This window comes from Ruegeria sp. H6, assembly GCF_056532975.1.
This window is the reverse complement of record NZ_JBQFOA010000001.1, coordinates 835,490-857,460: the sequence shown is the minus strand read 5'-3', so window position 1 is coordinate 857,460 and position 21,971 is coordinate 835,490. Positions and strand designations below refer to the sequence as shown.

Genomic DNA, 21,971 nt, shown 5'->3' with positions numbered 1-21,971 from the left:
GCAATCTTTCCAAATGTCAGCATCAATGAAAATCGCGACTGGGAAAGAGGCGCTTTGCCTGGTCGCGGGGATGCATGGCGCGCGCGGGATAGCGCGATTGCTTGGGTGTGTCATCGGCACGGGGACCTTCGGTGGTCAGGGCTTCTGGTTCCGGGTGGCCCAGTTCGAAAAGCATGTGCGACATGTCCTGAATGTCCTGTGCAATCAGGTGCACAACGATCCCTTCGCGTTGCAGATAGCCTGTCACACGCAAGAGCCGCGCGCCCATCACAATGCGCCGAAAACGTTCATAGACATTCTGCCAGACCACAACATTGCTGACGCCCGTTTCATCCTCAAGCGTCAGGAAAATCACGCCAGATGCCGTTCCGGGCCGCTGCCGGGTGATGACAAGGCCGCAAACACTGTAGCGCCCCAAAGCAACATCTTTCAAAGACGCATGCGTGATGAGACCGGGAAGCGCAGGACGCAAAAGCTCCATCGGGTGAGCGCGCAGAGACAGACGAGTGGAAACGTAATCTTCCACCACTTCCTCACCCAGCTGCATGACCGGCAGGGCCACTTGTGGTTCCTGGATGTTTTCGCCGTCAATCGGATCATTGAACAAAGGCAAAGGCTTAGGGCTTTGGATGGCTTTGACCTTCCACAATGCGTCGCGCCGTTTGAGCCCCATATCCGAGAACGCATCCGCTTCGGCCAGACGCGTCAGAACATCCGGGCGCAGGCCCGCACGCAGCCACAGCGACTCGGGGTCAGGATAGCTATTGCCCCGGGCTGCGACGATCCAGCCTGCGTCCTCCTCTTTCAACCCTTTGATTTGGCGAAAGCCCAAGCGTAATGCCAGCGCGCCATCGGGGCGGCGTTCCAGCGTGTTATCCCAGTCCGAGTGGTTTACACAGATCGGGCGGATTTCAACCCCGTGTTCACGGACATCACGCACGATCTGTGCGGGGGCATAAAACCCCATGGGTTGAGAGTTCAGCAAGGCGCAGGCAAAAACCGCCGGGTGATGGCATTTCAACCAGGCCGAAACATAAGCCAGCATGGCAAAGGCTGCTGCGTGGCTTTCGGGAAAGCCATAATCTGCAAAGCCCTCGATCTGGCCAAAACACCGTTCGGCCACCTCGGGGGAATAGCCATTGTCCAGCATGCCCGCGATGAACTTATCTCGGTATTTGCCGATGGTCCCCATCCGGCGGAACGAGGCAAGAGACCGCCGCAGGTGGTCGGCCTCTTCGGCCGAGAACCCGGCGCCAACCACAGCAATTTGCAGGGCCTGTTCCTGAAATAACGGCACACCCAGCGTGCGCGCGGTGACTTTTTCCAGCGCAGGACCGAAAGGTTCCGCGATTTCCTGACCGTTTCGCCGCCGGATATAAGGCTGCACCATGTCGCCCTGGATAGGACCGGGGCGGACAATGGCAACCTCGATCACCAGGTCATAGAATTCACGCGGTCTCATACGGGGCAGAAAGTTCATCTGCGCCCGACTTTCCACCTGAAAGACACCAATCGCATCGGCCCGGCACAGCATGTCATAGGTGGCGGTGTCACCCTGGGGCACCGAGGCAATGTTGTGGCTGATATTTTCGTGTGCCTGCATCAACGCAAAGGACTTGCGAATACAGCTCAGCATACCCAGCCCCAGCACATCGACCTTGAGGATGCCCAGAGCGTCGATGTCGTCTTTGTCCCAGCAAATCACGGTGCGATCTTCCATCGCGGCATTCTCGATCGGGGCAAGCTCATCAAGCCGTCCACGGGTGATGACAAAGCCCCCTACATGCTGCGAGAGATGACGCGGAAAACCGATGATCTCACCAATCAGGTTGATGGTTTGCATCAGGCGCCTGTCGCTTGGGTCAAGGCCAAGTTCGCGGATGCGGTCCAGATCGACACCGCCATTGGTCATGCCCCATATCTGGCCGGACAGACCTGCGGTCACGTCCTGACTAAGCCCCATGACCTTACCCACCTCGCGGATGGCAGCGCGGGTGCGAAAGTGGATCACGGTGGCGCAAAGCCCGGCGCGGTGGCGCCCGTATTTCCTATAAATCCACTGGATCACCTCTTCGCGCCGTTCATGCTCGAAATCGACATCAATGTCCGGCGGCTCGCCCCGGTGCTTTGAGACAAAGCGCTCAAAGACCATTGCGATCATATCGGGGCTGACATCCGTGATGCCCAAGAGATAACAGAGGATGGAATTGGCCGCAGAGCCCCGCCCCTGACATAAAATGCCTTTGGATTTGGCGAATTGCACAATGTCATGCACGGTCAGAAAATAGGCGGGGAAATTCAGCTCTTTCACGACGGCCAGTTCTTTTTGCAAAAGCTCAAGTGCCCGTTGCGGTGGGCCATCCGGGTAGCGATGTTTCAGCCCCTCCTGGGCCAGCCGTTCCAGACGTGCCTGCGGGGTTTCCCCTGCCGTTTCCTCATGCGGGTATTCATAAGAGAGCTCACCCAGATCAAAACTGCACCTATCGGCGATTTCCAATGTGCGGCGCAGCGCCGCCGGGTGGTTGTAAAAAAGACGCGCCATGTCGACCCCGGCTTTCAGGCGACGTTCGCCATTGGGCAGCGCACGGGTGCCAATCTGATCAATGGTGATATGGTCGCGCATACAAGTCAGCACATCCGCCAACTGGCGGCGGCTGGCCCGGTGCATGAGTACATCGCCAACAGCGACCATCGGGGCCGAGACCCTTTGCGCCGTCTGCGCGCAGGCGTGCAGATAGGCCTGATCGCTGCCGTCGTAACGGGGTGCGGCCCCCAGGAAGACATGGTTGGGGAAATGCCGCACCAAACTGTGGATATCTGCTGCGGCTTCTGCCAAATCACCCTGCGGCAGAGCAATCAGGATCATGCCCTTGCAGGCTGGGAACAGATCTTTTCTGTAAAGAAGGCACTCCCCTTTTTCAGCCCGACGTTTTCCCAGGGTTAAAAGGCGGGTCAAACGTTGATAGGCGGCCCGGTCACGCGGCAGCGCGATCCAATCCACTGAACTGTCCTGCAAGACCAACCGGCACCCCACGATAAGCTTGGGCAACATGATCGTGTCAGGCTTGGTGAGGGGGCTACCCTGATCCCTGACCTGCCGGGACGAGCTGTCCATGCGCTGCTGAGATCGTATTTGCACAGTGTCCTGCGCTTCGCGTTTCAGCTCCTCAAGCGCAGACCAGGCCCGCACCACGCCAGCCAGGGAATTGCAGTCTGTAATGGCAATGGCAGACAGGCCAAGTTCGGCCGCACGCACCACCAATTCTTCGGGATGCGAGGCCCCGGTCAGAAAGGTGAAATTTGTGGTGACGCACAGCTCGGCGTAATCTTGTGCTGCCATGCGATTGTCCAGCATGTCCTGCCGGAAAGCCTTGACGGGGCGATGGGTGCGATTGACCTCGATCATGCGAACTCTCCTTGCACAAACCAGCCGGGGTTTTGCGGTGTATAGAACAACCACAACCTGCGCCCCTCACGCGTTTCCACCCGCCAGTAATCGCGCAGGCCCGAGCGCCAGTTATCGTCTTCCAGCCACCATTCCGGGGCAATGCGCTCGGGCCCGGTGGCCCAACCTGTGGTGAATGACATCCGCCGCCAGCGGAACCGCGCAGGGGGGCGCACGCCTGTTCCGGCAACCGGCTCTGGGGGAAACAGAACGAGCGGACGCAGATGTGCGGTGATCCAGCTGCCTGCCGGATCCGAATACGCCACGGGTGCAACGATAAAGCTGCGTTCGGGGATGTGGCTGTCAGCGGGCAGAAACCGCTGGATGTTCTCTAATCCGATCCGCGTGCCAAGCCGCGAGACCAGATCATCCAGCTTGCCCTTTCCACCACCTGCAACATGGCTGATCTGCTGCACCGGCAGGGTCTCTACCTGCGTCGCCTCCAGCCGCAGCTGATCAATGCCGAACCCCGCATCGATCTCGCTCAGCCCTCGCTCAAACAGCGGCAGGATACGCAGAGGGTCACGCAGGGCGCGCGCCAAGCGCAGTTCGACCTGCTGCTGGCCCTGATCCACCCGGCGCAGCGTCATGCACAAGTTCCGCGCGCCCACCTCCTGTGTTTTTAGTTTTGCACAAAGCTGAACCAAAAGCCGCTCGGTCCCGGCCATCACATCTGCAAGCAGGCCGATCGGCTCTGGCAGGGTCATTCGGACCGCGTAATGCACCGGATCGGCATAAGGAGAAATCTCTTCGGACTGTGCGCCCAGGGCCTGATCCAAACGCAGCAAAAGACCGGGGCCAAACCGGCGGGTCAGCGGTGCACGCGCGGTCTTTGCCAAATCGCCAATGCTGGGCAATCCCAGGCGCTGCAACGTGACTGACATACTGTCTTCGATCCGCAGGGCCGCAACCGGCAGGGCCGCCAGGGTGGCCAGTGTCTCGCCTCTGGGGGCAATCCCCTCACCATAATGCGCCAAAGCCCAAGCCGCCCCACGTGTATCTGCCAGACCGATCTGCGCCGAAATCCCGGCGCGCATCAGGCGCATGCGCATGTCAGCCAGCATGGCCGCCTCTCCGCCAAACAGATGCGCTGAACCGGTGACATCCAGCACCAACCCATCCCCACCCTCAATTCCAACCCACGGGCAGTATCGCGTCGCCCAGCGGCGGAGTGTCTGCAAGAACCGTTGGTCCTGCTCAGGCTGCGCCAACTGGCTTTGCAGGTCCGGGCAAAAGGCACGAGCATCTGCATACGGCATCCCCTGATGCAAGCCCTGTTGTGCCGCGGCAGAGTTCAGGCAGTAAATCCGGTTGGCGTTTTGCTGTTTCAGCGTCAGGGCAAAAGGCCCCTCAATCTGGCACTGGCGTAAAACCCGGTCACTCGCGAGCCGGGGAAACCACAATGAGACGACGCGCCGCTGTATCCCATCGAACATGCCAGATACCTAATGTTCACTATTTGTTCTTAATAAACTTCCACCTCAGCCGAGTCGAGTCTTTGGGGTCGCACACGAGGCTAAAACACCAACGCCTTTTCACCCCATTTCGACCCATGTCGTCCGAAACAATGGCCAACCCCGTTTCAGACGATTTTTCGACTTTCTCAAAGTAAAAGCGTTGGCGCTTTAAAATTACCACGCCCTATTCCCTCGGAGGTAAAAGCCCTACAGATGTTCCTACAAACAGGCTTGGAAACCCGTTATTTTCAACACTGCAAAGCTCTGAAAGGAAAATAGTGGTGCCCCCACACGGACTCGAACCGCGGACCTACTGATTACAAATCAGTTGCTCTACCAGCTGAGCTATAGGGGCCTGAGGGGTCGAGTACTTATTTTGGGGGCGGACTGCAAGCCCGAAATGTGTGCTTTGTTGAAACCGATGGCGATTTGTAATCGTCCTTGCGGGACAGCGTCGATTTGACTGTGCCAAAACCAACAGGTAACCCGGCTTGTAGGTCGCAAAGTGCAGGGTCACGGACAGTATGAAGATCGCCATTCACGCCGGTGCAGCGTTTACCGATGAAGGTCGGTTGATGAAACTGTTCAGAGCGAACGCGCCGACCATTGACAGTTACAACGGCGGGATCTGGGGCTTTCGGGCTTACAAGAGGGTCTTTCGCCCGGTTCTGAACGCCCCTCAGGATCAAGCCGCGATATCTACTGCGCGCTCAGAGTTTGACGAATTGACCGCAAACAAAATCGGGCTGGAACGCGCCATTTTGAGCGCAGTGGAGTATCTGGGCGAAACCCAGACCACGATCATGGACGGGCAATTCTATCCGATGGCGGGACAGCGCCTTGCAGCCCTTGATCGGTTTTTCGAAACAGACACGGTCGAGCTGTTTGTCGGCCTGTGCAATCCGGGCAGCTTTATCTCGCGTGTTCTGATGGCGATGCCCGAGGGGGATCGGCAGGAACTGCTGGAAACAACGGATCTGAGCGGTCTGACCTGGATGCACCTGATCGATGACATTCGCGATCTGGCACCGGATGTGAAACTTACTGTCTGGTGCAATGAGGATACGCCGCTGATCTGGGGCGACATCGCTCGGCTGATTGCGGGTCTTCCCGAGGACGCACCGCTGATCGAGGAATATGCGTTTCTGTCTTCGCTGGTCTCGGATCTCGGTAAACATGAGATCCAGCTATTGGCCAAAGAGTCTGCCCAGAACGGTGGCCCTGCTCAACGTGCGGCGCTGGCGGAGGTGTTCCGCAAGCACGCGCTTGCCAATGAAATCGAGCAAGAGCTGGACATGCCCGGTTGGAGTGCGGATGTCGCAGACGCCTTCACCGAACTCTATGAACAGGATGTTGCCCATTTGCGCGACATGCCGGGCATCCGCTTTCTCAGGCCGTAAGCTGGGGTGGCTTACATCCCCAACGCTTCTTTGTACATTTCCAGCACCGCCTCTTCTTCGGCGATGTCATCCTTGTCGCGCTTGCGCAATGCGACGACCTTGCGCATGACTTTGGTGTCATAACCGCGGGCTTTGGCCTCGGCCATGACCTCTTTCTGCTGATCCGCGATGTCTTTCTTTTCGGCTTCAAGACGCTCGAACCGTTCGATGAACTGACGCAGCTCGCCTGCGGTCACTCGGTAATTTGCGGCGGACTGATCTTCGGTGATGTCTTCCATCTGCGTCTCTCCGTAGGGCTGAAAAGTCAAAAGATGCCATCGGGCAATGTGGCGGATACATCGCCACCGCACGGGGCGCAAGCGAACAATCGGGCGACAAGGCTTGTCGGAACCCACCCGATCCGCTAAGCGCGCAGAAGGTTCAATTTTCAGGCTTGGAAAACAATGTTCGACATCATGGTTTGGAGCGGCGCCGCACTGTCATTTGCCGGGCTTCTTGGCCTGGTGTGGTGCATCCTGAAAGTGATGAAGGCGCGCAAGGCCGGGCTGTCGGATGACGAATTGCGCGCGCAGGTTCAAAGCGTTTTGCCCTGGAACCTGGCATCGCTGTTTTTGTCTGTCATCGGATTGATGCTGGTCATCCTCGGGATATCCTTTGGATGACCAACCCGGTCATACCGGCATATTGTCAAAACGGGCTTCAATAGCGTCTTCGCACAACGCCATGTCCAGCCGCCGCAGCCGCGACGGCACATGCATACCTTTTATCCGCATCGTATCGACAACCTTGCTGAAAGAGGGCTGCAAAGCCAAACGTGTGTCCAGACATGCACCCTGCAACTTTTGTTCAAGCATTTCCGCCTGAGAATAAAGGTCCTGAGCAGTCATAATACGTCCTCCCACGTTGCGGTATTGTGCCTGATATAGGTAACGAAATTAAGATCAGCCTGAGACTAAATGAACACCGCGCAGAAATTCGCCTTTTGCTGTAACATTTCGTCAGATCGGTATGGCACGGGTAAATCTTATGCACCTTTTCGGACGCTGCGCTTTGATATTCATCAATTCGTGAATTGGAAACCCTATCACATTCCGCTATCAATATGTGAGATCACTCAGACGGAGGATTCTATGACACCCAACGTGAAGGCTTTTTTTGATCAGGATACATTCACGGTTTCTTATGTCGTTCAGGAGCCTGAAGGCAGCGCCTGCGCGATTGTCGACAGCGTGCTGGATTTCGATCATGCCTCGGGCCGCACCAAGACCACCTCGGCCGATGAGATCATCGACTATGTGACCACGAATGGCCTCAAGGTCGAATGGATTTTGGAAAGCCACGTGCATGCGGATCATCTGTCGGCGGCCCCTTATCTGCAGGAAAAGCTGGGTGGCAAGATCGGCATCGGTGCCAATATCACCGTCATCCAGGACACGTTTGGAAAGGTCTTTAACGAAGGCACCGAGTTTCAACGCGATGGCAGTCAGTTCGATGCGCTGTTCAAAGAAGGTGACAGCTTTCACATCGGTCAGCTGCGCGGCGATGTTCTGCATACGCCTGGCCATACGCCCGCCTGCATGACCTATGTGATCGGCAACGCGGCCTTCGTGGGGGACACATTGTTCATGCCGGATTTCGGCACCGCGCGCTGCGACTTTCCCGGCGGATCATCATCGATGCTGTACAACTCGATTCAAAAAATATTGTCCCTGCCGGACGACACCCGCATTTTTGTCGGCCATGACTACAAGGCGCCGGGCCGGGACGAATACGCCTGGGAAACAACTGTTGGTGAACAGAAAGAGCTGAACATCCATATTGGCCAGGGCCGCAGCATCGAAGAGTTCGTCGAGATGCGCGACACCCGTGACGCAACCCTTGGGATGCCACGTCTGATCCTGCCATCGATTCAGGTGAACATGCGCGCAGGGCAGATGCCACCTGCGGACGAAAACGGCGACGTGTACCTTAAAGTCCCCGTCAACAAGCTTTGAACCAGGAAAGGCGCACGACATGCAGGGCGAATGGATTTTGGGCTTTGCCGGCGGTTTTCTGATCGGCCTCGGGGCGGCGTTGTATTTGCTGGGCAATGGCCGGATCATGGGGGCCAGCGGCATTCTGGGCGGGTTGTTTCAAAGCAGCACGCGCGACGCCAGGATCGAGCGGCTGGCCTTCCTCGCCGGGGTCGTGGGCATGCCTTTTTTGCTGCGCCCGCTGATTGCGCCTCAGGCGCAAACGCATCTGACCGGTGATATCTGGATCGTGATCGTGGCCGGGCTTTTGGTTGGTGTGGGCACACGGATCGCCAACGGATGCACATCGGGGCATGGGGTATGCGGGATCTCGCGTCTGTCTGTGCGCGGGATCGGGGCGACCCTCTGCTATATCCTTGCCGGCGCGGTCAGCCTGACTCTGTTCCGCCATGTCTGGGGGATCGTCTGATGCGCGGCGTGCTGGCTTTTGTCGCCGGGTCACTGTTTGGCACCGGCCTGTTGATCTCGGGTATGACCGACACAACCAAAGTGCAAGGATGGCTGGATATTTTTGGCAATTGGGACCCGACGCTGGCCTTTGTCATGGGCGGAGCGATCCTGCCAATGATTGTGGCCTGGCGCCTGACGCACGGACGCAGCCCCATGGTTGGCGGCACATTTCCGACACCCGCCAGGACCGAGCTGGACCGCAGGCTCATCGTTGGCTCTGTCCTGTTCGGGATGGGCTGGGGGCTGGCCGGTTTGTGCCCCGGTCCGGCCATGGCATCGCTGAGCTACGGTGGAGTTGGCGGAATTGTGTTCCTGATCGCGATGATCGCGGGCATGATCGCCGCACCCAAGCTGGGGGCGCAACTGGACAGAACCGCAAACGCGGCCTAAGCAATTGCCATGGAGATTCGCCCGATTACCCCCCGCTACGCCGTTTCGCCGCAAATCACGGTCGAGGACGTGCCCGCTATCGCCGAGGCCGGATTTGTCAAAGTGATCTGCAACCGCCCGAATTCCGAAGTCCCCATGGATATGCAATCCGATCCGATCGGACAAGCGGTGCGCGCGGCCGGCATGGAGTTCGAGGTTCTGGAACTGACCCATCAGACCATGACGCCCGAGAACGTGGCGCTGCAGAAAACACTGGCCAGCAATTGCGACGGCCCGGTGCTTGCTTATTGCGCCTCTGGCACCCGCTGCTCGGTTGTTTGGGCGTTGGGACAGTGCGACCAGATGGACGCGGATGCGATTTTGGATGCCACCGGTAAGGCCGGATACACATTGGAACAGCTACGCCCGACTTTGGAGCAACTGGCCGGGTCCAAGTCTTAATCCGGTTCCATCAGGTCATCCGGGCCAGTCAGCCCTGCCAGCTGTGAAATTTCATCCACAATCCGATCCGAAGGCAAGTCATCGGGATCGCGGTCAATCGTGTCGGGCAGATGATCCCTAGGAGGCGACAGCGTGTTGTCCAATTGCCCGGTGAGAGTCAGGTCCGCATCCGGGATCTGAAGATCGGGATCTGCGCCCGACGAAGTGGCCGCAGTGAATTCCGGTTGAACATTTGCGGTGATCGCCGGTGTCAGGCCTTGCTCATTGATCCGCACTGCCCGCATGCCACCACACTGGCCCAGACGGCCTATTCCGGCCCGCGTTCGATCAACAGCAGTCACTTCGGTCTGGTCCAACCGCGCGCCGGGCAGAGCAATGACGCCGCCCGGGTCCCAGTTCGACAAGTCGGACAGTGGCACATCCATCCTGCAAATGATCGCGTACAGATCCGCACGTATCACCCCCGCTGCGGCGCCCAATGTGGGGCCATTGGGCAGGCTGGGTTCGGCCTGCACCTGATCGGGAACAGCGGCCTCGGGCAAGGCCAGAAGAACCTGCCCCTGCCGCACGCCACCCGCAAGCTCAACCTTCAGGTCGAACACCCGATAGGTGTCTTCCGTCAGACCAAGGGCAAGCGCCCGCGCATCCTCGGCGCGAAAGGAAAACTCGACACCTGACAAAAGGTCGATGTCAGTTGGGGTTTCGACAAGCCCCTGCGCCCGGGCAAAGACGTTTTCGAACAAAGGGGCCGCCATGGCGGCGTCAGTGTCGGTAAACCCGCGTGGCTGCGGCGCGTCGGGCAACACCTGTGACAGGGTCTGCATCTGCACCAAAGCAGACACGCAGCCCGGATCCAGACACACTGCAGATGTACCGCTTTGGCCCGAAAACTGCAGCAGTAACCAATCCCTCGAAAGGATATCGGCCAACTCTTCAACGCTGCGCGTTGCCTGTTTCGCTCCGATGACGGTCAGGGGCAGCTTCATCTTTTCATCAGCCGAGCGTGCAAGCGACAGGCGCAAGGCGCGCATCACAGATCGGGGCGCACTGTTATGGGTCGTCGAACCCGAAGAGAGCTTGCGCATCAAGGCGGAGCGGTTGGTATCGGTCATAAAGCGGTTCTGCCACTTCCATTCTGATCGGACCTCCGGTTTAACCGCCCTACCCTTACCAATCCCTTTACGGGGCCATCACTGTGCGGCTTGCTGCGCGATCACCGGCAGGCTGACCCGGAACGCGGCGCCGCCCTGACCTGGCAGATATGAGACATCTCCGCCCAGCCGCTGCATGATCTCGCGGCAGATCGCCAGACCCAACCCAGCACCACCGGCTTTGTCGGATCCGACACGGGCAAATTTTTCGAACACGACGGAACGGGCGTCCTTTGGAATGCCAGAGCCGTTGTCGATAAAATCAATCACCGCCTGTCCGCCGACATCATGGACCGAGATGGTCAGCAGCGGATCAACCGCGTCGCAATATTTCTGCGCATTCGAGATAAGGTTGATGAAAACCTGCCCCAACCGATCAAGATCCGTTTGAATTTCAATACGTTCCGCTGCGCGAACACGGCGCACCTTTAGCTTGCGATCACTGCCCGCAAGGGCGCTGGAAACGGCACGGTCCAGAACCGACCCCAGCGTGCCCTCGCCCAGATTCAGACTGACCTGGCCGTTCTCAAGGACGCTCAGATCCAACAGGTCATCCAGCAAACGGGTCAACCGCAATGCTTCGTCATAGATAATCGCCGCATAGCGCGTGCGCTCCTCGGCGCTGAGGCCTTCGGTGTCGCGCATGATCTCGGAAAATGCACGGATCGACGTCATCGGCGTGCGTAGTTCGTGGCTCACCTGGCTCAGAAACGCGTCTTTTTGCATCGAGACCTGGGTCAGCTTGGTATTGGCTTCGCGCAATTGCCGCGCGGTGCGGCTCAGCTCGGCTGACTGAAGCTCTAGTTGACCGGAATACTCCAGCATCTGCGCGGATTCGTCCGCCACCGCCAACAGATCCTCGACCGAGATCGTCGACCCGCCGACAATCTGCGCGATCATCGCATGAGCGGTGGCCGCGCCGACGGATCCGCTGAGTTCACGTTCCAGCCGCTGCAGAAACCCCGGCGTCGGTTCCGGCAACCGCCCGGACCTGCCGTTTTGCCGCTGTGCCTCGGCCTGAAAGAATTCCTGCGCTGGCCCGGCGCCCAAAATGCGCTGCGTCATGATCATCAGGTCTTCGCTTTGCGCGATAGAGCCTGTCCAGCCACGCGGCGCGACGGTATGGTCAAAGACATTGACGAATTGCGCGCCCTGAAGCCGTTCCAGCGGGCTGGGAAAACTCATCAGCGAGACGACGCAAAATGCGATTGTGTTCAGCGAAAACGACCACATGACGCTGTGCACCAAAGGATCGATCCCATCGATACCAAACAGGGCCTGCGGTCGCAGCCAAGCGATGCCGAAAGGTCCGTTTTCGATTACCGACATTGGCAGAATCCCTCCGCCGATGCTGGGCAAAAGCAGCGTATAGATCCACAGGAAGAACCCCATGCTCAGCCCCGCCAAAGCCCCCGCCCGGGTTGCGCCACGCCAGAACAGCCCCCCAACCAAAGCGGGCAGAATCTGCGAAATCCCGGCAAAAGCCACAAGCCCGATCGAGGCCAGAGCTGCACCTCCGCCCGAGATGCGATAGTAGAAATAGCCCAGCGCCATGATCCCGGCGATCGACAGGCGTCGCGCCATCAGAACGATGGTCCGAACATCCCCTGAAACCGACACTGTACCTTCCTGCGTGTTCAACCAGATCGGCATCACCACATGGTTTGACACCATGGTCGACAAGGCCATCGCCGCGACAATGACCATGGACGTGGCCGAAGAGAACCCTCCAATAAAGGACAGCATCGCCAGCCAGTCGTTGCCTTGCGACAGCGGCACGGTCAGAACGAACAGGTCGGGATTGGCGCCTTCGGGCATCAGATCAAGGCCGATGACGGCGATGGGCACCACGAACAGGCTCATCAGCAACAGATACAAGGGAAAGGCCCAGGCGGCGGTCCTCAGATGGCTTTCGTCATCATTTTCGACCACCATGACCTGAAACATCCGGGGCAGGCATACAAAGGCCGCCGCGGACAGGAAGATAAACGTGGTCCAGCGGCTGGCATCGACATTCCACTGTCCGATCTCAGAGGCATCGATCCGCGCCATCATCGGCCCGACGCCCCCCGCTACCCCCCAGACGACAAAGATACCCACCGCCAAAAGGGCAACCAGTTTGACCACCGATTCCAAGGCGATGGCCGTGACAACGCCGTGGTGACGCTCGTTTGCGTCCAGGTTGCGGGTCCCGAACAGGATGGCAAAAACAGCAAGCCCGGCTGCGACCCAAAAAACACTCGACCCCTCGCGATAGGGTCCGCCGGGATCAAACTCTGCAAAGATCGAGAAGGACAGCGTGATCGACTGCAGTTGCAGCGCGATATAGGGCGTTCCACCCAGAACAGCCAGAATGGTCACACAAACGGCGAGCGTATTCGACTTGCCATAACGCGACGATACGAGGTCGGCGATCGAGGTCACGCGCTGACTGCGCCCGACGCGCACCAGTTTGCGCAGCCCCCACCACCAGCTGACCATGACCAGCGTGGGCCCCAGGTAAATCGTGACAAACTCCAACCCCGAACGCGCAGCGTTCCCGACCGCACCGTAAAAGGTCCAGGCGGTGCAATAGATAGACAGCGACAGGGTATAGATCAGCGGAGAGCGCAACCATTTGCCCTTGCCAGCCGCCGCCAAACGGTCAGCGGCAAATGCAACGCCAAACAGCAAAACGACATAGCCCAGACAAACGAGGATCAGAACGTTTAGCGTTGCCATTGTTTGGGCTCCGCCTCGGTCTGTTCGCCTGCGGACAATCGTCTGGCGGCAAATCCGAACACGACGCTTATTCCAATCAGGGCGAACCAGCAGGCAAAGACATATAAAATCGCTGCAGAAAGCGGGACCGCTTCGACTCCACTGCTTTCATCCGGCCAAAGCAACGGCAATGCGATCATCGCGGCCCCAAGAAACGGCAGCAGCCGAGCCGCATCCATCAGCCGGCGCCGGCGATAGCTTTGACGCTCGAGAAACAGCGATGGCCGCGCCGGAGGCAGCGCCTGATCGGTATCATCAGACTGTGTCATGCCTTTGACGCCTGCGCGTGCAGATCACGCACCGCGGTCAGAACCTCGACATTTGAAAAAGGTTTGGTCATGAAACGGCTTACGCCCGCTTGTTCAGCCATCTCGCGGTCGCGCGATTGGCCCCGTGCGGTCAGCATCAGAACGGGTAGCGCCTGAAACTCCTGACGCTCTCGCAGCTCTCGCAGAATGTCCATGCCGCTTTTGCCCGGCAACATGACATCCAGGATCACAAGGTCCGGCTGCGCCGCCGTAATCACGTCGATCGCATCTGTCCCTTCGGCATGGGTATCAACCTGCCACCCTTCACGGGTCAGCAGAAACCGGATGGCCTCGGTGATGTTAGGCTCATCCTCGATCAGCAGAACCTTTCGGCTCATATTTTCACGTCCTCCCAATGACGGGCCGCGCATTGGGGCAACCTGTCATGTGCAGGTTAATCCGTCTGTCAGGAAACTGTCAAAAACCTTCGCTCAAAATCGACGGTTCCCGGCGCGCGTTGCAATTCGGGTTGGGACAGATGCGGCAACTGGTTCCCGCCTGCGTCGAGATCTCCGCCGGATCTGTCGCGTCCGTCGGAAGAACGAGCATGACCGAGCGGTATGCAGGCTCTGCCCCGAAACTGGCGGAAGGTTGCGGCCAGGCAATGGCATAACATTCAAATTCGGCCGCAGATCGGCCCAACTGTACCACCCGTTTTCGGATCGGAACCAGCGGACGATTGAGCGCTGTGAACACCGGCCACAACGGGCACGCATCGCCGTGCCGCGGCAGCGCAAACCCGACGACAGGTTTGAAGAACAGAACACGGCCCGAGCCGTCGCAGATTACCAAACCCGCCGGTCGTCCCAGCACCTCCTCGGGCAGCGCCGCCAACCGGCGCAAGACTGTTGTCAAGTCCACCGAGAATGCGGCGGCCAGCGCCAGCGGATCAAGCATCGACCCCCCAAGCGCATCACCCAGCCGATCCAACGGCATCGCTTGCGCGTCCGCTGCGTAGGTCTCAAGAATTTCTGTCGCAACGGCCCGTGCGGCACTCGACCCCAAATCGTCCATATTGACTTGGCCCGCCGCCGCGCCCGCCTCGATCTGTGGAAAATGGTAGGATTGCGCCGTAAAGAACGCCTCGACCGCATCCAGCGGCACACCGGCCAGCTCGCCTTGCGCCGCGTTGTTGTCAAGAAAGGTCACCAACGCCTTGGAGCTTTCGGCCAACCGTTCCGCATCCTGGTGAAGGTTTCTATGAAACCGGTCGCGCCATTCGGCATCAATCTCTTCGGGCTCGGCCAGAATCGCTGCGGTGGACCGGATCGCCGCGGCGGTTGAAAGAACTTCGTGCATCGATTCAGCAAGATGCGGGTCATGGGTCAGGCGATCCGAAAGTGTCTCGACCGTCCGCTCAAGCGACACAACGCGGCGATGCATCTGCGCCAGGACGCCGGACCATCCTGGAAACCGGCCCGCGAATTCCTCAAGTGCTGCGACCTCGGCCTCTTGCCCCACCGCGTCTTCGGCGGCTTCGCGTAGTGCGGAAATCAGCGTCTCTTCAATACCTTGGGTCAGCACAGATGGCTCAACCGCCAAGGCCCCTGCGATGTCCACCAGCAGCTTGCCACCGATCCGGCGGCGATTGTGTTCGATCAGGTTCAGATATGAAGCCGAGATACCGACCTTCTGCGCCAACTCTGTCTGACGCATGCCTGAAATCTGCCGTCTCTCGCGTATCCGGCTGCCGGTCAGCGTGTCGCGCATCGGTATCCGCCTTTTCATTCACAGGTCCGACTGACGACCTGTCGAGTTTGGTTTTTTCAGAATAACCAATGTAAATCTATCAGTTACAGAAGTGTTTTCCTAGGCATTTTACATTGTTTACAGTTCGCACCCAGCGTTCCGAAACCGCTGAGCCCAAGCTTCCCCTTCTCTTTCGCCAAAATACCCGTCACCATACGTATATGAGCGATCCTGCCTTTGAATACGCGCCGATTGGACTGGTAGAATTGGAAAACCGGATCATCCGGCGCTGCAATCTGCAGTTTGCCCGCACCTTTGGTGGGGATGAGGCCGAGTATCGCAATATGCCCTTGCTGCATCTTTACCCGTCCGTGGCGGACTGGGAACGTATCGGCGCACGCAGTTTGCAAGTGATGCGCGACACCGGGTACTATACCGATGAGCGTGTCATGCGGCGGCGCGACGGGGATCTGTTCTGGTGCCGCGCTCGTGGGCGATCGCTGACACCCGACGACCCGTTTCGCCATGGAGTCTGGAGCTTTTCCGATATCTCGGAAGAACGCCCCCTGGTCCAACTGACCGCCCGCGAACGAGAAGTCGCAATCATGTCCTGCCGGGGTCTTTCAGCAAAAGAGATCGGCGCGGAACTGGGTCTGAGCTATCGCACGATCGAAGCCTATCGCGCCCGCCTTCTTGAGAAATTCGGTGCGCGCAAATTGCCGGAATTGGTAGCCAAATTGTCTGGAATGCCCCTTTGACTTGAAACACGGGCCAGAAATGGCATATCCACCCTGTTTATCGTGCTCAAACGGCGCTTTTCATGACCGTTTGCATAGCTTATAACGCTGCGTAATCAGATCAAAAGCCCGCGGGAAACAGACGGGCCCAAGGGGAACCTTCGAGGACACTCATGACAGATACCAAACACGAAGCGGATGTCGCGTTCATCAAGGCACTGGCCGAATTGCTGCGCGAAAACGACCTGACCGAGTTGCAGGTCAAGCGTGAATACGGCGAAGAAGACAGCTTGAACGTGCGCGTCAGCCGTGCCGCGCCGGTTGCGTCCGCTCCGGTTCAGGTGGCCGTTCCAGCCGCAGCACCGGTTGCCGCACCGGTCGCAGCCCCTGCCGCCGCTCCAGCCGCAGCCGAGGCACCTGCTGCCGTCGACGACCCGGCCAGCCATCCTGGCGCTGTAACCTCGCCCATGGTCGGCACGGTTTACATGCAGGCGGAACCCGGCGCGCCTGCCTTCATCTCGGTCGGCGCATCGGTGTCAGAAGGCGATACGCTTTTGATCGTCGAGGCGATGAAGACCATGAACCACATCCATGCACCCAAATCGGGCACCATCAAGCGCGTCCTCGTTGGCGATGGCGACGCCGTGGAATTCGGCACCCCTCTGGTCATCATCGAGTAAGGCGGGCCCATGTTCGACAAGATCCTGATTGCCAACCGAGGCGAGATTGCCCTTCGCGTGATCCGCGCCGCGCGTGAGATGGGGATTAAGACGGTTGCCGTGCATTCCACCGCCGACAGCGACGCCATGCATGTGCGCATGGCAGACGAGTCGGTCTGCATCGGCCCTCCGCCCAGCCCGCAAAGCTATCTGTCCGTGCCCGCGATCATCTCGGCCTGTGAAATCACCGGTGCGCAGGCGATCCATCCTGGCTATGGCTTTTTGTCCGAAAATGCCGAGTTTGTGCAGATCGTCGAAGACCACGGCATCACCTTTATCGGCCCCACCGCTGAACATATCCGCGTGATGGGCGACAAGATCACCGCCAAAGACACGATGAAGGCCTTGGGCGTGCCCTGCGTTCCCGGTTCGGACGGTGGTGTTCCGACACTGGCAGACGCCAAGCGCATCGGTGAGGAATTTGGCTATCCCGTGATCATCAAGGCCACAGCCGGCGGCGGCGGGCGTGGCATGAAGGTTGCCAACAGCGCCGACGAGATGGAAAGCGCGTTTATGACCGCGCGGGCCGAGGGTAAGGCCGCATTCGGCAATGATGAGGTCTATATCGAGAAATACCTGACCACGCCCCGCCATATCGAGATTCAGGTCTTTGGCGACGGTAAGGGCAAGGCGGTGCATCTGGGCGAACGCGATTGCTCGCTGCAGCGGCGCCACCAGAAGGTTTTCGAAGAGGCCCCCGGCCCCTCGATCACGCCGGAAGAACGCGCCAAGATCGGCAAGATCTGCGCCGACGCGGTCGCCAAGATCAACTATATCGGCGCGGGCACGATCGAGTTCCTCTATGAGAAGGGCGAGTTCTATTTCATTGAAATGAACACCCGCCTTCAGGTGGAACACCCGGTGACCGAGGGTATTTTTGGCGTCGATCTGGTGCGCGAACAAATCCGTGTTGCCGCAGGCGAAGACATGTCGTTCGGTCAGGGCGATCTGGAAATCAACGGCCACGCCATCGAGGTTCGGATCAACGCGGAAAAGCTGCCCAATTTCTCTCCTTGCCCCGGCAAGATTACGGCGTATCACGCGCCGGGCGGTCTGGGCGTGCGGATGGATTCTGCGCTTTATGACGGGTACTCGATTCCACCCTACTACGACTCGCTGATCGCCAAGCTGATCGTGCAAGGGCGCGACAGGGCCGAGGCACTGGCCCGTCTGGAGCGCGCATTGGGTGAGTTGATCGTGGACGGCATCGACACCACCGTGCCGTTGTTCCATGCCCTTCTGCAGGAACCTGATTTGCACAGTGGCGAGTATAATATCCACTGGCTGGAGCACTGGCTTGCGGAGAACATGGCACAATAACACAATGAGACCGGCAGGTGCGCACCTGCCGGTCTCAGCGCTGTCGGCATGAGCCTATCTTCCGAACTGCTGTTGCATGGGTATTCCATCGGTATTTTTCCGATGGCCGAACACCGCGACGACCCCGAGCTGTTTTGGGTAGACCCAAAGTTTCGCGGGGTCTTTCCGCTCGATGGATTTCACATCTCGCGCAGCCTGGCGCGACGTATCCGCAAATCCGGGTACGAGGTCACCATAAATCGGGATTTCGAAGGTGTCGTGGACGGTTGCGCAGATCGGCCCGATACCTGGATCAACCCCGAGCTTCGGCGTCTATACAGCGACCTTCACAGAACCGGACAGGCGCACTCGCTTGAGGTTCGCGACGGGCCGGTTCTGATCGGCGGGGTTTACGGCATTGTTCTGGGCGCGGCCTTCTTTGGCGAAAGCATGTTCTCGCGCCGCACGGATGCCTCGAAAATCGCGTTGGCCTATCTGGTGGATCGGCTGCGGCGCACAGGGTTTCATCTGTTCGATACCCAGTTTCTGACGGCACATCTGGCCTCGCTGGGTGCAATCGAGATACCGCGCGCGGAGTATCATGCCGAGTTAGAACAGGCCCTGGAACAGAGTGCCGATTTCACTGCCGAATTGACGCAGACGCCTCAGGGCGTGATACAGCGGATCACCCAAACATCGTAACGCGCATGATCCAGCGCGTTTAGGGCCGGAGAGGTTGCAATCATCCAACCGTCAAATAGCTGTTCGGCCTTGCCCTGTTCCCAGATGGTTAGATAGGCAAAAGCGTCACCTGTGGGGTTGTCTGCCGGATACCGGCAATCGCCCAGCGCGACGTCCAGACCAAAAACTGCAGCCGATTGACCATTGCGCATTTCAACATCAACCGTCTGGCCGCTGACCTTGTCGAGCCCGCGCAACATCGCTCCGGGGCCGGATTCGGTCTTTTGCTGCGCCGACACTGATGTGGCAAACAGCAACGGAAGCATCAGCGCCAGCTGTCTCATTCGTCGCCGTTCCCGGCCACAAACTTGACCAGCAGCGAGATCAGGCTGACCGCGCCTTGCGTGTCTTCGATCTCGTCACCTGCTTCGAAATAAAAGGGCGAACCACCGGGCATAACCTCGACAAAGTTACCGCCCAGCAGACCTTCGGAAGAAATGACAATGGCGCTGTCATCCGGGATCAGGATACCGTCCGCAACCGAGAACCTGGTGTCCGCGCGGTACGTGTCCGGGTTCAGCGAAACGCCGGTGACCGTGCCGATTTTCACCCCCGCAAGACGCACGTCAGTGCCGACGCTGACCCCTTCGAGGGATCGGAAGGACGCACCCAGCTCGTACCCGGCCTGTGATTGCGACAGACCCGTCGATTGGCTGGCGTAGACACCAAACGCAACGGCGCAGGCAAGAACGGCCCCGCCGACCAGAACCTCAGTCGTGTTGTAACCTGACATGATCGGCGCCTATTCCGGGGTCCACGCTTCGTAGTCTTTGCGCTCAACCGGGTCGGTCCGGCGCAGCGATCCGGCGGGCGCATAGGCCAAGGCCGTGCCCGTCAGGTTTTCCTGATGCGGCTTTTCCCAGTTTTTATGCGCCAATGGCCGGTCCGTCGGAGGCTCATCCCAGGTTCTGTGCAACCATCCATGCCAATCGGGATCAACGCGGCTGGCCTCGGCCTCACCGTTAAAGATCACCCATCGCTTGCTGTCATCGGCGTTGCGGTAGAACACGTTGCCTTCGTCATCCTCACCAACCTTGACGCCCTTGCGCGCGGTGTAAATCTGGGTGTTCAGGGTCGCCCCATTCCACCAGGTTACGGCCCGCAACAGAGTATTCAGGATTCCCATGGATGACCTCCGGTTCTTTGTACCTGCAGATATGGACCAATCCCTGCCCGAGGTCCAGTGCCGCAAGGGCCGCACCCGTTACTCTGGCAGGGCTGCGGTGACCTCGATCTCGATACGGTCTTCAGGGGTGATCAAATTGCACTCGATAACCGTTGCAGCGGGCGGATTGTCGCCAAAGGTGTCGGCCAGCATTGGCCAACACAATTCGAACTCGGACATGTCCGGCAGGTAGTAGTTCACGCGAACCACGTGTTCAAATCCGACCTCGGCCTCGGCCAAGGCCTTGCCGATGGCTTCCAGGGCTGACCGACACTGGCCAACAATATCCGAGGGTCTGTTGTCGCCTTGCGCGCATGTGCCCGCGACAAAGACGAAACCGTTCGCAACCACGGTTCGGCAATAGCCGACCTTGGCCTCGTATTCGCCACCTGATGAGATCCGTTTGATCTTCATGCTACCCCCTGAAATGAAAATGGCGCGACCAACGCCGCGCCATGGTGAGAAATAAGGTCTGGCTTTATCCTGCCGAGGCTGACTCGGCCGCGTCGGCATAGATGATCAAAGGCTGCGAGTCGGATGTGATCGCCTCTTCATTGACCACAACCTCGGTCACGTTTTTCATACCCGGCAATTCGAACATCGTATCCAGCAAGATATCTTCAAGGATCGACCGAAGACCCCGCGCACCGGTTTTGCGTTCAATCGCCTTTTTGGCAATGGCTTTCAGCGCGTCATCGGTAAAGTCCAGCTCGGCATCTTCCAACTCGAACAGGCGCTGGTACTGCTTGACCAAGGCGTTCTTGGGCTTGGTAAGGATCGTGACCAGCGCATCCTCGTCCAGATCTTCCAGCGTTGCCAGAACGGGCAGACGACCGACAAATTCCGGGATCAGGCCGAATTTCAGCAGATCCTCAGGCTCCAGATCCTTGAAGATCTCGCCCACGCCGCGGTCATCATTGTCGCGCACATCTGCGCCAAAGCCCATGGCCGAGCCCTTGCCCCGCTGCGCAATGATCTTGTCGAGACCCGCAAACGCGCCACCACAGATAAACAGGATGTTGGTGGTATCGACCTGCAGGAACTCTTGCTGAGGATGCTTGCGTCCGCCCTGCGGCGGCACGGATGCGACCGTACCTTCCATCAGCTTCAACAGCGCCTGCTGCACACCCTCACCCGACACGTCGCGCGTGATCGAGGGATTTTCGGACTTGCGCGTGATCTTGTCGACTTCGTCGATATAGACGATGCCACGCTGCGCACGCTCAACGTTGTATTCGCTGGCCTGCAGCAGTTTGAGGATAATGTTCTCGACATCCTCACCCACGTAACCTGCTTCGGTCAGCGTGGTCGCGTCCGCCATCGTGAACGGCACATCCAGAATCCGCGCCAGTGTCTGCGCCAGCAACGTCTTGCCGCAACCGGTCGGGCCGATCAGCAGGATGTTGGATTTGGCCAGCTCGATATCGCTGCCCGCCTTCTGGGCATGGTTCAGACGCTTGTAGTGGTTGTGCACCGCAACCGACAACACCCGCTTGGCGGTGGCCTGACCGATCACATAATCGTCCAGAACCTCACAAATATCCTTGGGTGTCGGCACACCATCCGAAGCTTTCAGGCCGCTGGCCTTGGTCTCTTCGCGGATGATATCCATACACAGTTCGACGCACTCATCACAGATGAACACAGTCGGGCCCGCAATCAGCTTTCGCACCTCATGCTGGCTTTTGCCACAGAAACTGCAATAGAGCGTGTTTTTACCGTCACCGCCTGAATTCGTCGCCATGTTTTACCTTTCAGACTTCGTCCAAGCGGCCCCAAGCCGGGC

At 58.8% G+C, this 21,971-nt stretch carries 24 protein-coding genes and 1 tRNA gene; 10 read left to right on the top strand and 15 right to left on the bottom strand.

Features of this window, described 5'->3' with window-relative positions; all coding sequences use genetic code 11:
* Positions 1-22: 22 nt before the first annotated feature.
* The 3 genes from ACR0AG_RS04130 to ACR0AG_RS04120 all read right to left on the bottom strand — a co-directional run bounded on the left by ACR0AG_RS04130 (position 23) and on the right by ACR0AG_RS04120 (position 5,257).
* Positions 23-3,406 (bottom strand): error-prone DNA polymerase, encoded by a 3,384-nt coding sequence (locus ACR0AG_RS04130; RefSeq protein WP_480836668.1) that lies wholly within the window; start codon positions 3,404-3,406, stop codon positions 23-25.
* Positions 3,403-4,881 carry a Y-family DNA polymerase gene (locus ACR0AG_RS04125; protein WP_480836667.1) on the bottom strand — a complete coding sequence of 493 codons (1,479 nt, stop codon included), beginning with the start codon at positions 4,879-4,881 and terminating at the stop codon, positions 3,403-3,405. The genes ACR0AG_RS04130 and ACR0AG_RS04125 overlap by 4 nt, the downstream gene beginning before the upstream one ends.
* A gap of 300 nt (positions 4,882-5,181) precedes the next feature.
* A tRNA-Thr gene (locus ACR0AG_RS04120) sits at positions 5,182-5,257 on the bottom strand.
* 169 nt (positions 5,258-5,426) lie between these two features.
* On the opposite strand from ACR0AG_RS04120, the gene ACR0AG_RS04115 reads away from it, so the two are divergent.
* Entirely contained in the window at positions 5,427-6,302 is an 876-nt protein-coding gene (locus ACR0AG_RS04115) for a hypothetical protein (RefSeq protein ID WP_480836666.1), read from the top strand.
* A gap of 11 nt (positions 6,303-6,313) precedes the next feature.
* On the opposite strand, the gene ACR0AG_RS04110 is transcribed toward ACR0AG_RS04115, so the two are convergent.
* Positions 6,314-6,580 (bottom strand): DUF2312 domain-containing protein, encoded by a 267-nt coding sequence (locus tag ACR0AG_RS04110; protein ID WP_170569320.1) that lies wholly within the window; start codon positions 6,578-6,580, stop codon positions 6,314-6,316.
* A gap of 165 nt (positions 6,581-6,745) precedes the next feature.
* On the opposite strand from ACR0AG_RS04110, the gene ACR0AG_RS04105 reads away from it, so the two are divergent.
* Complete coding sequence (locus ACR0AG_RS04105) at positions 6,746-6,964, top strand: hypothetical protein (protein ID WP_170569319.1); 219 nt, start codon at positions 6,746-6,748, stop codon at positions 6,962-6,964.
* A 9-nt stretch (positions 6,965-6,973) separates the two neighbouring features.
* On the opposite strand, the gene ACR0AG_RS04100 is transcribed toward ACR0AG_RS04105, so the two are convergent.
* Positions 6,974-7,189, bottom strand: a complete 216-nt coding sequence (locus tag ACR0AG_RS04100; protein ID WP_480836665.1) for a hypothetical protein — start codon at positions 7,187-7,189, stop codon at positions 6,974-6,976.
* Positions 7,190-7,432: 243 nt separating this feature from the next.
* On the opposite strand from ACR0AG_RS04100, the gene ACR0AG_RS04095 reads away from it, so the two are divergent.
* From ACR0AG_RS04095 to ACR0AG_RS04080, 4 genes are read left to right on the top strand one after another with little or no spacing between them, the layout of a single operon-like run.
* Positions 7,433-8,296 (top strand): MBL fold metallo-hydrolase, encoded by an 864-nt coding sequence (locus ACR0AG_RS04095; protein ID WP_480836664.1) that lies wholly within the window; start codon positions 7,433-7,435, stop codon positions 8,294-8,296.
* A gap of 19 nt (positions 8,297-8,315) precedes the next feature.
* Positions 8,316-8,744 carry a YeeE/YedE family protein gene (locus ACR0AG_RS04090; RefSeq protein ID WP_480836663.1) on the top strand — a complete coding sequence of 143 codons (429 nt, stop codon included), beginning with the start codon at positions 8,316-8,318 and terminating at the stop codon, positions 8,742-8,744.
* On the top strand, positions 8,744-9,175 hold the full coding sequence (locus ACR0AG_RS04085) for a DUF6691 family protein (protein ID WP_480836662.1): 432 nt from the start codon (positions 8,744-8,746) through the stop codon (positions 9,173-9,175). The genes ACR0AG_RS04090 and ACR0AG_RS04085 overlap by 1 nt, the downstream gene beginning before the upstream one ends.
* Before the next feature lie 9 nt (positions 9,176-9,184).
* On the top strand, positions 9,185-9,616 hold the full coding sequence (locus ACR0AG_RS04080) for a protein tyrosine phosphatase family protein (RefSeq protein ID WP_480836660.1): 432 nt from the start codon (positions 9,185-9,187) through the stop codon (positions 9,614-9,616).
* On the opposite strand, the gene ACR0AG_RS04075 is transcribed toward ACR0AG_RS04080, so the two are convergent.
* From ACR0AG_RS04075 to ACR0AG_RS04055, 5 genes are all read right to left on the bottom strand, one after another.
* Complete coding sequence (locus ACR0AG_RS04075) at positions 9,613-10,728, bottom strand: FliM/FliN family flagellar motor switch protein (RefSeq protein ID WP_480836659.1); 1,116 nt, start codon at positions 10,726-10,728, stop codon at positions 9,613-9,615. The two genes, ACR0AG_RS04080 and ACR0AG_RS04075, sit on opposite strands and share 4 nt — an antisense overlap.
* Positions 10,729-10,806: 78 nt before the next feature.
* Positions 10,807-13,488, bottom strand: a complete 2,682-nt coding sequence (locus tag ACR0AG_RS04070) for an ATP-binding protein (RefSeq protein WP_480836658.1) — start codon at positions 13,486-13,488, stop codon at positions 10,807-10,809.
* Positions 13,476-13,796: a hypothetical protein gene (locus tag ACR0AG_RS04065; RefSeq protein ID WP_480836657.1), complete on the bottom strand. Its 321-nt coding sequence runs from the start codon at positions 13,794-13,796 to the stop codon at positions 13,476-13,478. Before ACR0AG_RS04065 ends, ACR0AG_RS04070 begins: the two co-directional genes overlap by 13 nt.
* Positions 13,793-14,173 carry a response regulator transcription factor gene (locus ACR0AG_RS04060; RefSeq protein ID WP_480836656.1) on the bottom strand — a complete coding sequence of 127 codons (381 nt, stop codon included), beginning with the start codon at positions 14,171-14,173 and terminating at the stop codon, positions 13,793-13,795. Before ACR0AG_RS04060 ends, ACR0AG_RS04065 begins: the two co-directional genes overlap by 4 nt.
* Before the next feature lie 79 nt (positions 14,174-14,252).
* Complete coding sequence (locus tag ACR0AG_RS04055) at positions 14,253-15,545, bottom strand: helix-turn-helix domain-containing protein (RefSeq protein ID WP_480836876.1); 1,293 nt, start codon at positions 15,543-15,545, stop codon at positions 14,253-14,255.
* A gap of 200 nt (positions 15,546-15,745) precedes the next feature.
* Here ACR0AG_RS04055 and ACR0AG_RS04050 point away from each other — a divergent pair, with 200 nt between their 5' ends.
* The 4 genes from ACR0AG_RS04050 to aat all read left to right on the top strand — a co-directional run bounded on the left by ACR0AG_RS04050 (position 15,746) and on the right by aat (position 18,981).
* Positions 15,746-16,282: a helix-turn-helix transcriptional regulator gene (locus tag ACR0AG_RS04050; protein ID WP_480836655.1), complete on the top strand. Its 537-nt coding sequence runs from the start codon at positions 15,746-15,748 to the stop codon at positions 16,280-16,282.
* A gap of 152 nt (positions 16,283-16,434) precedes the next feature.
* On the top strand, positions 16,435-16,941 hold the full coding sequence (accB, locus tag ACR0AG_RS04045) for an acetyl-CoA carboxylase biotin carboxyl carrier protein (protein ID WP_480836654.1): 507 nt from the start codon (positions 16,435-16,437) through the stop codon (positions 16,939-16,941).
* A 9-nt stretch (positions 16,942-16,950) separates the two neighbouring features.
* Positions 16,951-18,300, top strand: a complete 1,350-nt coding sequence (accC, locus tag ACR0AG_RS04040; protein WP_480836653.1) for an acetyl-CoA carboxylase biotin carboxylase subunit — start codon at positions 16,951-16,953, stop codon at positions 18,298-18,300.
* Positions 18,301-18,348: 48 nt separating this feature from the next.
* Positions 18,349-18,981 carry a leucyl/phenylalanyl-tRNA--protein transferase gene (aat, locus tag ACR0AG_RS04035; protein ID WP_480836652.1) on the top strand — a complete coding sequence of 211 codons (633 nt, stop codon included), beginning with the start codon at positions 18,349-18,351 and terminating at the stop codon, positions 18,979-18,981.
* On the opposite strand, the gene ACR0AG_RS04030 is transcribed toward aat, so the two are convergent.
* From ACR0AG_RS04030 to clpX, 5 genes are all read right to left on the bottom strand, one after another.
* The gene (locus ACR0AG_RS04030; RefSeq protein WP_480836651.1) at positions 18,945-19,304 is read right to left on the bottom strand and encodes a DUF2155 domain-containing protein; all 360 of its coding nucleotides are present in this window, start codon (positions 19,302-19,304) and stop codon (positions 18,945-18,947) included. The two genes, aat and ACR0AG_RS04030, sit on opposite strands and share 37 nt — an antisense overlap.
* Positions 19,301-19,753 carry an outer membrane lipid asymmetry maintenance protein MlaD gene (mlaD, locus tag ACR0AG_RS04025; protein WP_480836650.1) on the bottom strand — a complete coding sequence of 151 codons (453 nt, stop codon included), beginning with the start codon at positions 19,751-19,753 and terminating at the stop codon, positions 19,301-19,303. The genes ACR0AG_RS04030 and mlaD overlap by 4 nt, the downstream gene beginning before the upstream one ends.
* Before the next feature lie 9 nt (positions 19,754-19,762).
* Positions 19,763-20,146 carry an NADH:ubiquinone oxidoreductase subunit NDUFA12 gene (locus ACR0AG_RS04020; RefSeq protein ID WP_480836649.1) on the bottom strand — a complete coding sequence of 128 codons (384 nt, stop codon included), beginning with the start codon at positions 20,144-20,146 and terminating at the stop codon, positions 19,763-19,765.
* A 78-nt stretch (positions 20,147-20,224) separates the two neighbouring features.
* A complete protein-coding gene (locus ACR0AG_RS04015) occupies positions 20,225-20,599 on the bottom strand; it encodes a Rid family hydrolase (RefSeq protein ID WP_480836648.1) in 375 nt (124 codons plus the stop codon).
* 64 nt (positions 20,600-20,663) lie between these two features.
* The gene (gene clpX / locus ACR0AG_RS04010) at positions 20,664-21,929 is read right to left on the bottom strand and encodes an ATP-dependent Clp protease ATP-binding subunit ClpX (protein ID WP_480836647.1); all 1,266 of its coding nucleotides are present in this window, start codon (positions 21,927-21,929) and stop codon (positions 20,664-20,666) included.
* Positions 21,930-21,971 lie beyond the last annotated feature (42 nt).

Coding starts and splice junctions, on each gene's coding strand:
- ACR0AG_RS04090 (WP_480836663.1), top strand. CDS start 8,316: ATGCAGGGCGAATGGATTTTGGGCTTTGCCGGCGGTTTTCTGATCGGC.
- ACR0AG_RS04125 (WP_480836667.1), bottom strand. CDS start 4,881: ATGTTCGATGGGATACAGCGGCGCGTCGTCTCATTGTGGTTTCCCCGG.
- ACR0AG_RS04130 (WP_480836668.1), bottom strand. CDS start 3,406: ATGATCGAGGTCAATCGCACCCATCGCCCCGTCAAGGCTTTCCGGCAG.
- ACR0AG_RS04065 (WP_480836657.1), bottom strand. CDS start 13,796: ATGACACAGTCTGATGATACCGATCAGGCGCTGCCTCCGGCGCGGCCA.
- ACR0AG_RS04060 (WP_480836656.1), bottom strand. CDS start 14,173: ATGAGCCGAAAGGTTCTGCTGATCGAGGATGAGCCTAACATCACCGAG.
- ACR0AG_RS04110 (WP_170569320.1), bottom strand. CDS start 6,580: ATGGAAGACATCACCGAAGATCAGTCCGCCGCAAATTACCGAGTGACC.
- accC (WP_480836653.1), top strand. CDS start 16,951: ATGTTCGACAAGATCCTGATTGCCAACCGAGGCGAGATTGCCCTTCGC.
- ACR0AG_RS04080 (WP_480836660.1), top strand. CDS start 9,185: ATGGAGATTCGCCCGATTACCCCCCGCTACGCCGTTTCGCCGCAAATC.
- ACR0AG_RS04095 (WP_480836664.1), top strand. CDS start 7,433: ATGACACCCAACGTGAAGGCTTTTTTTGATCAGGATACATTCACGGTT.
- ACR0AG_RS04115 (WP_480836666.1), top strand. CDS start 5,427: ATGAAGATCGCCATTCACGCCGGTGCAGCGTTTACCGATGAAGGTCGG.
- ACR0AG_RS04085 (WP_480836662.1), top strand. CDS start 8,744: ATGCGCGGCGTGCTGGCTTTTGTCGCCGGGTCACTGTTTGGCACCGGC.
- aat (WP_480836652.1), top strand. CDS start 18,349: ATGAGCCTATCTTCCGAACTGCTGTTGCATGGGTATTCCATCGGTATT.
- ACR0AG_RS04030 (WP_480836651.1), bottom strand. CDS start 19,304: ATGAGACAGCTGGCGCTGATGCTTCCGTTGCTGTTTGCCACATCAGTG.
- ACR0AG_RS04075 (WP_480836659.1), bottom strand. CDS start 10,728: ATGACCGATACCAACCGCTCCGCCTTGATGCGCAAGCTCTCTTCGGGT.
- ACR0AG_RS04020 (WP_480836649.1), bottom strand. CDS start 20,146: ATGGGAATCCTGAATACTCTGTTGCGGGCCGTAACCTGGTGGAATGGG.
- ACR0AG_RS04100 (WP_480836665.1), bottom strand. CDS start 7,189: ATGACTGCTCAGGACCTTTATTCTCAGGCGGAAATGCTTGAACAAAAG.
- ACR0AG_RS04070 (WP_480836658.1), bottom strand. CDS start 13,488: ATGGCAACGCTAAACGTTCTGATCCTCGTTTGTCTGGGCTATGTCGTT.
- accB (WP_480836654.1), top strand. CDS start 16,435: ATGACAGATACCAAACACGAAGCGGATGTCGCGTTCATCAAGGCACTG.
- ACR0AG_RS04055 (WP_480836876.1), bottom strand. CDS start 15,545: ATGCGCGACACGCTGACCGGCAGCCGGATACGCGAGAGACGGCAGATT.
- ACR0AG_RS04050 (WP_480836655.1), top strand. CDS start 15,746: ATGAGCGATCCTGCCTTTGAATACGCGCCGATTGGACTGGTAGAATTG.
- clpX (WP_480836647.1), bottom strand. CDS start 21,929: ATGGCGACGAATTCAGGCGGTGACGGTAAAAACACGCTCTATTGCAGT.
- mlaD (WP_480836650.1), bottom strand. CDS start 19,753: ATGTCAGGTTACAACACGACTGAGGTTCTGGTCGGCGGGGCCGTTCTT.
- ACR0AG_RS04105 (WP_170569319.1), top strand. CDS start 6,746: ATGTTCGACATCATGGTTTGGAGCGGCGCCGCACTGTCATTTGCCGGG.
- ACR0AG_RS04015 (WP_480836648.1), bottom strand. CDS start 20,599: ATGAAGATCAAACGGATCTCATCAGGTGGCGAATACGAGGCCAAGGTC.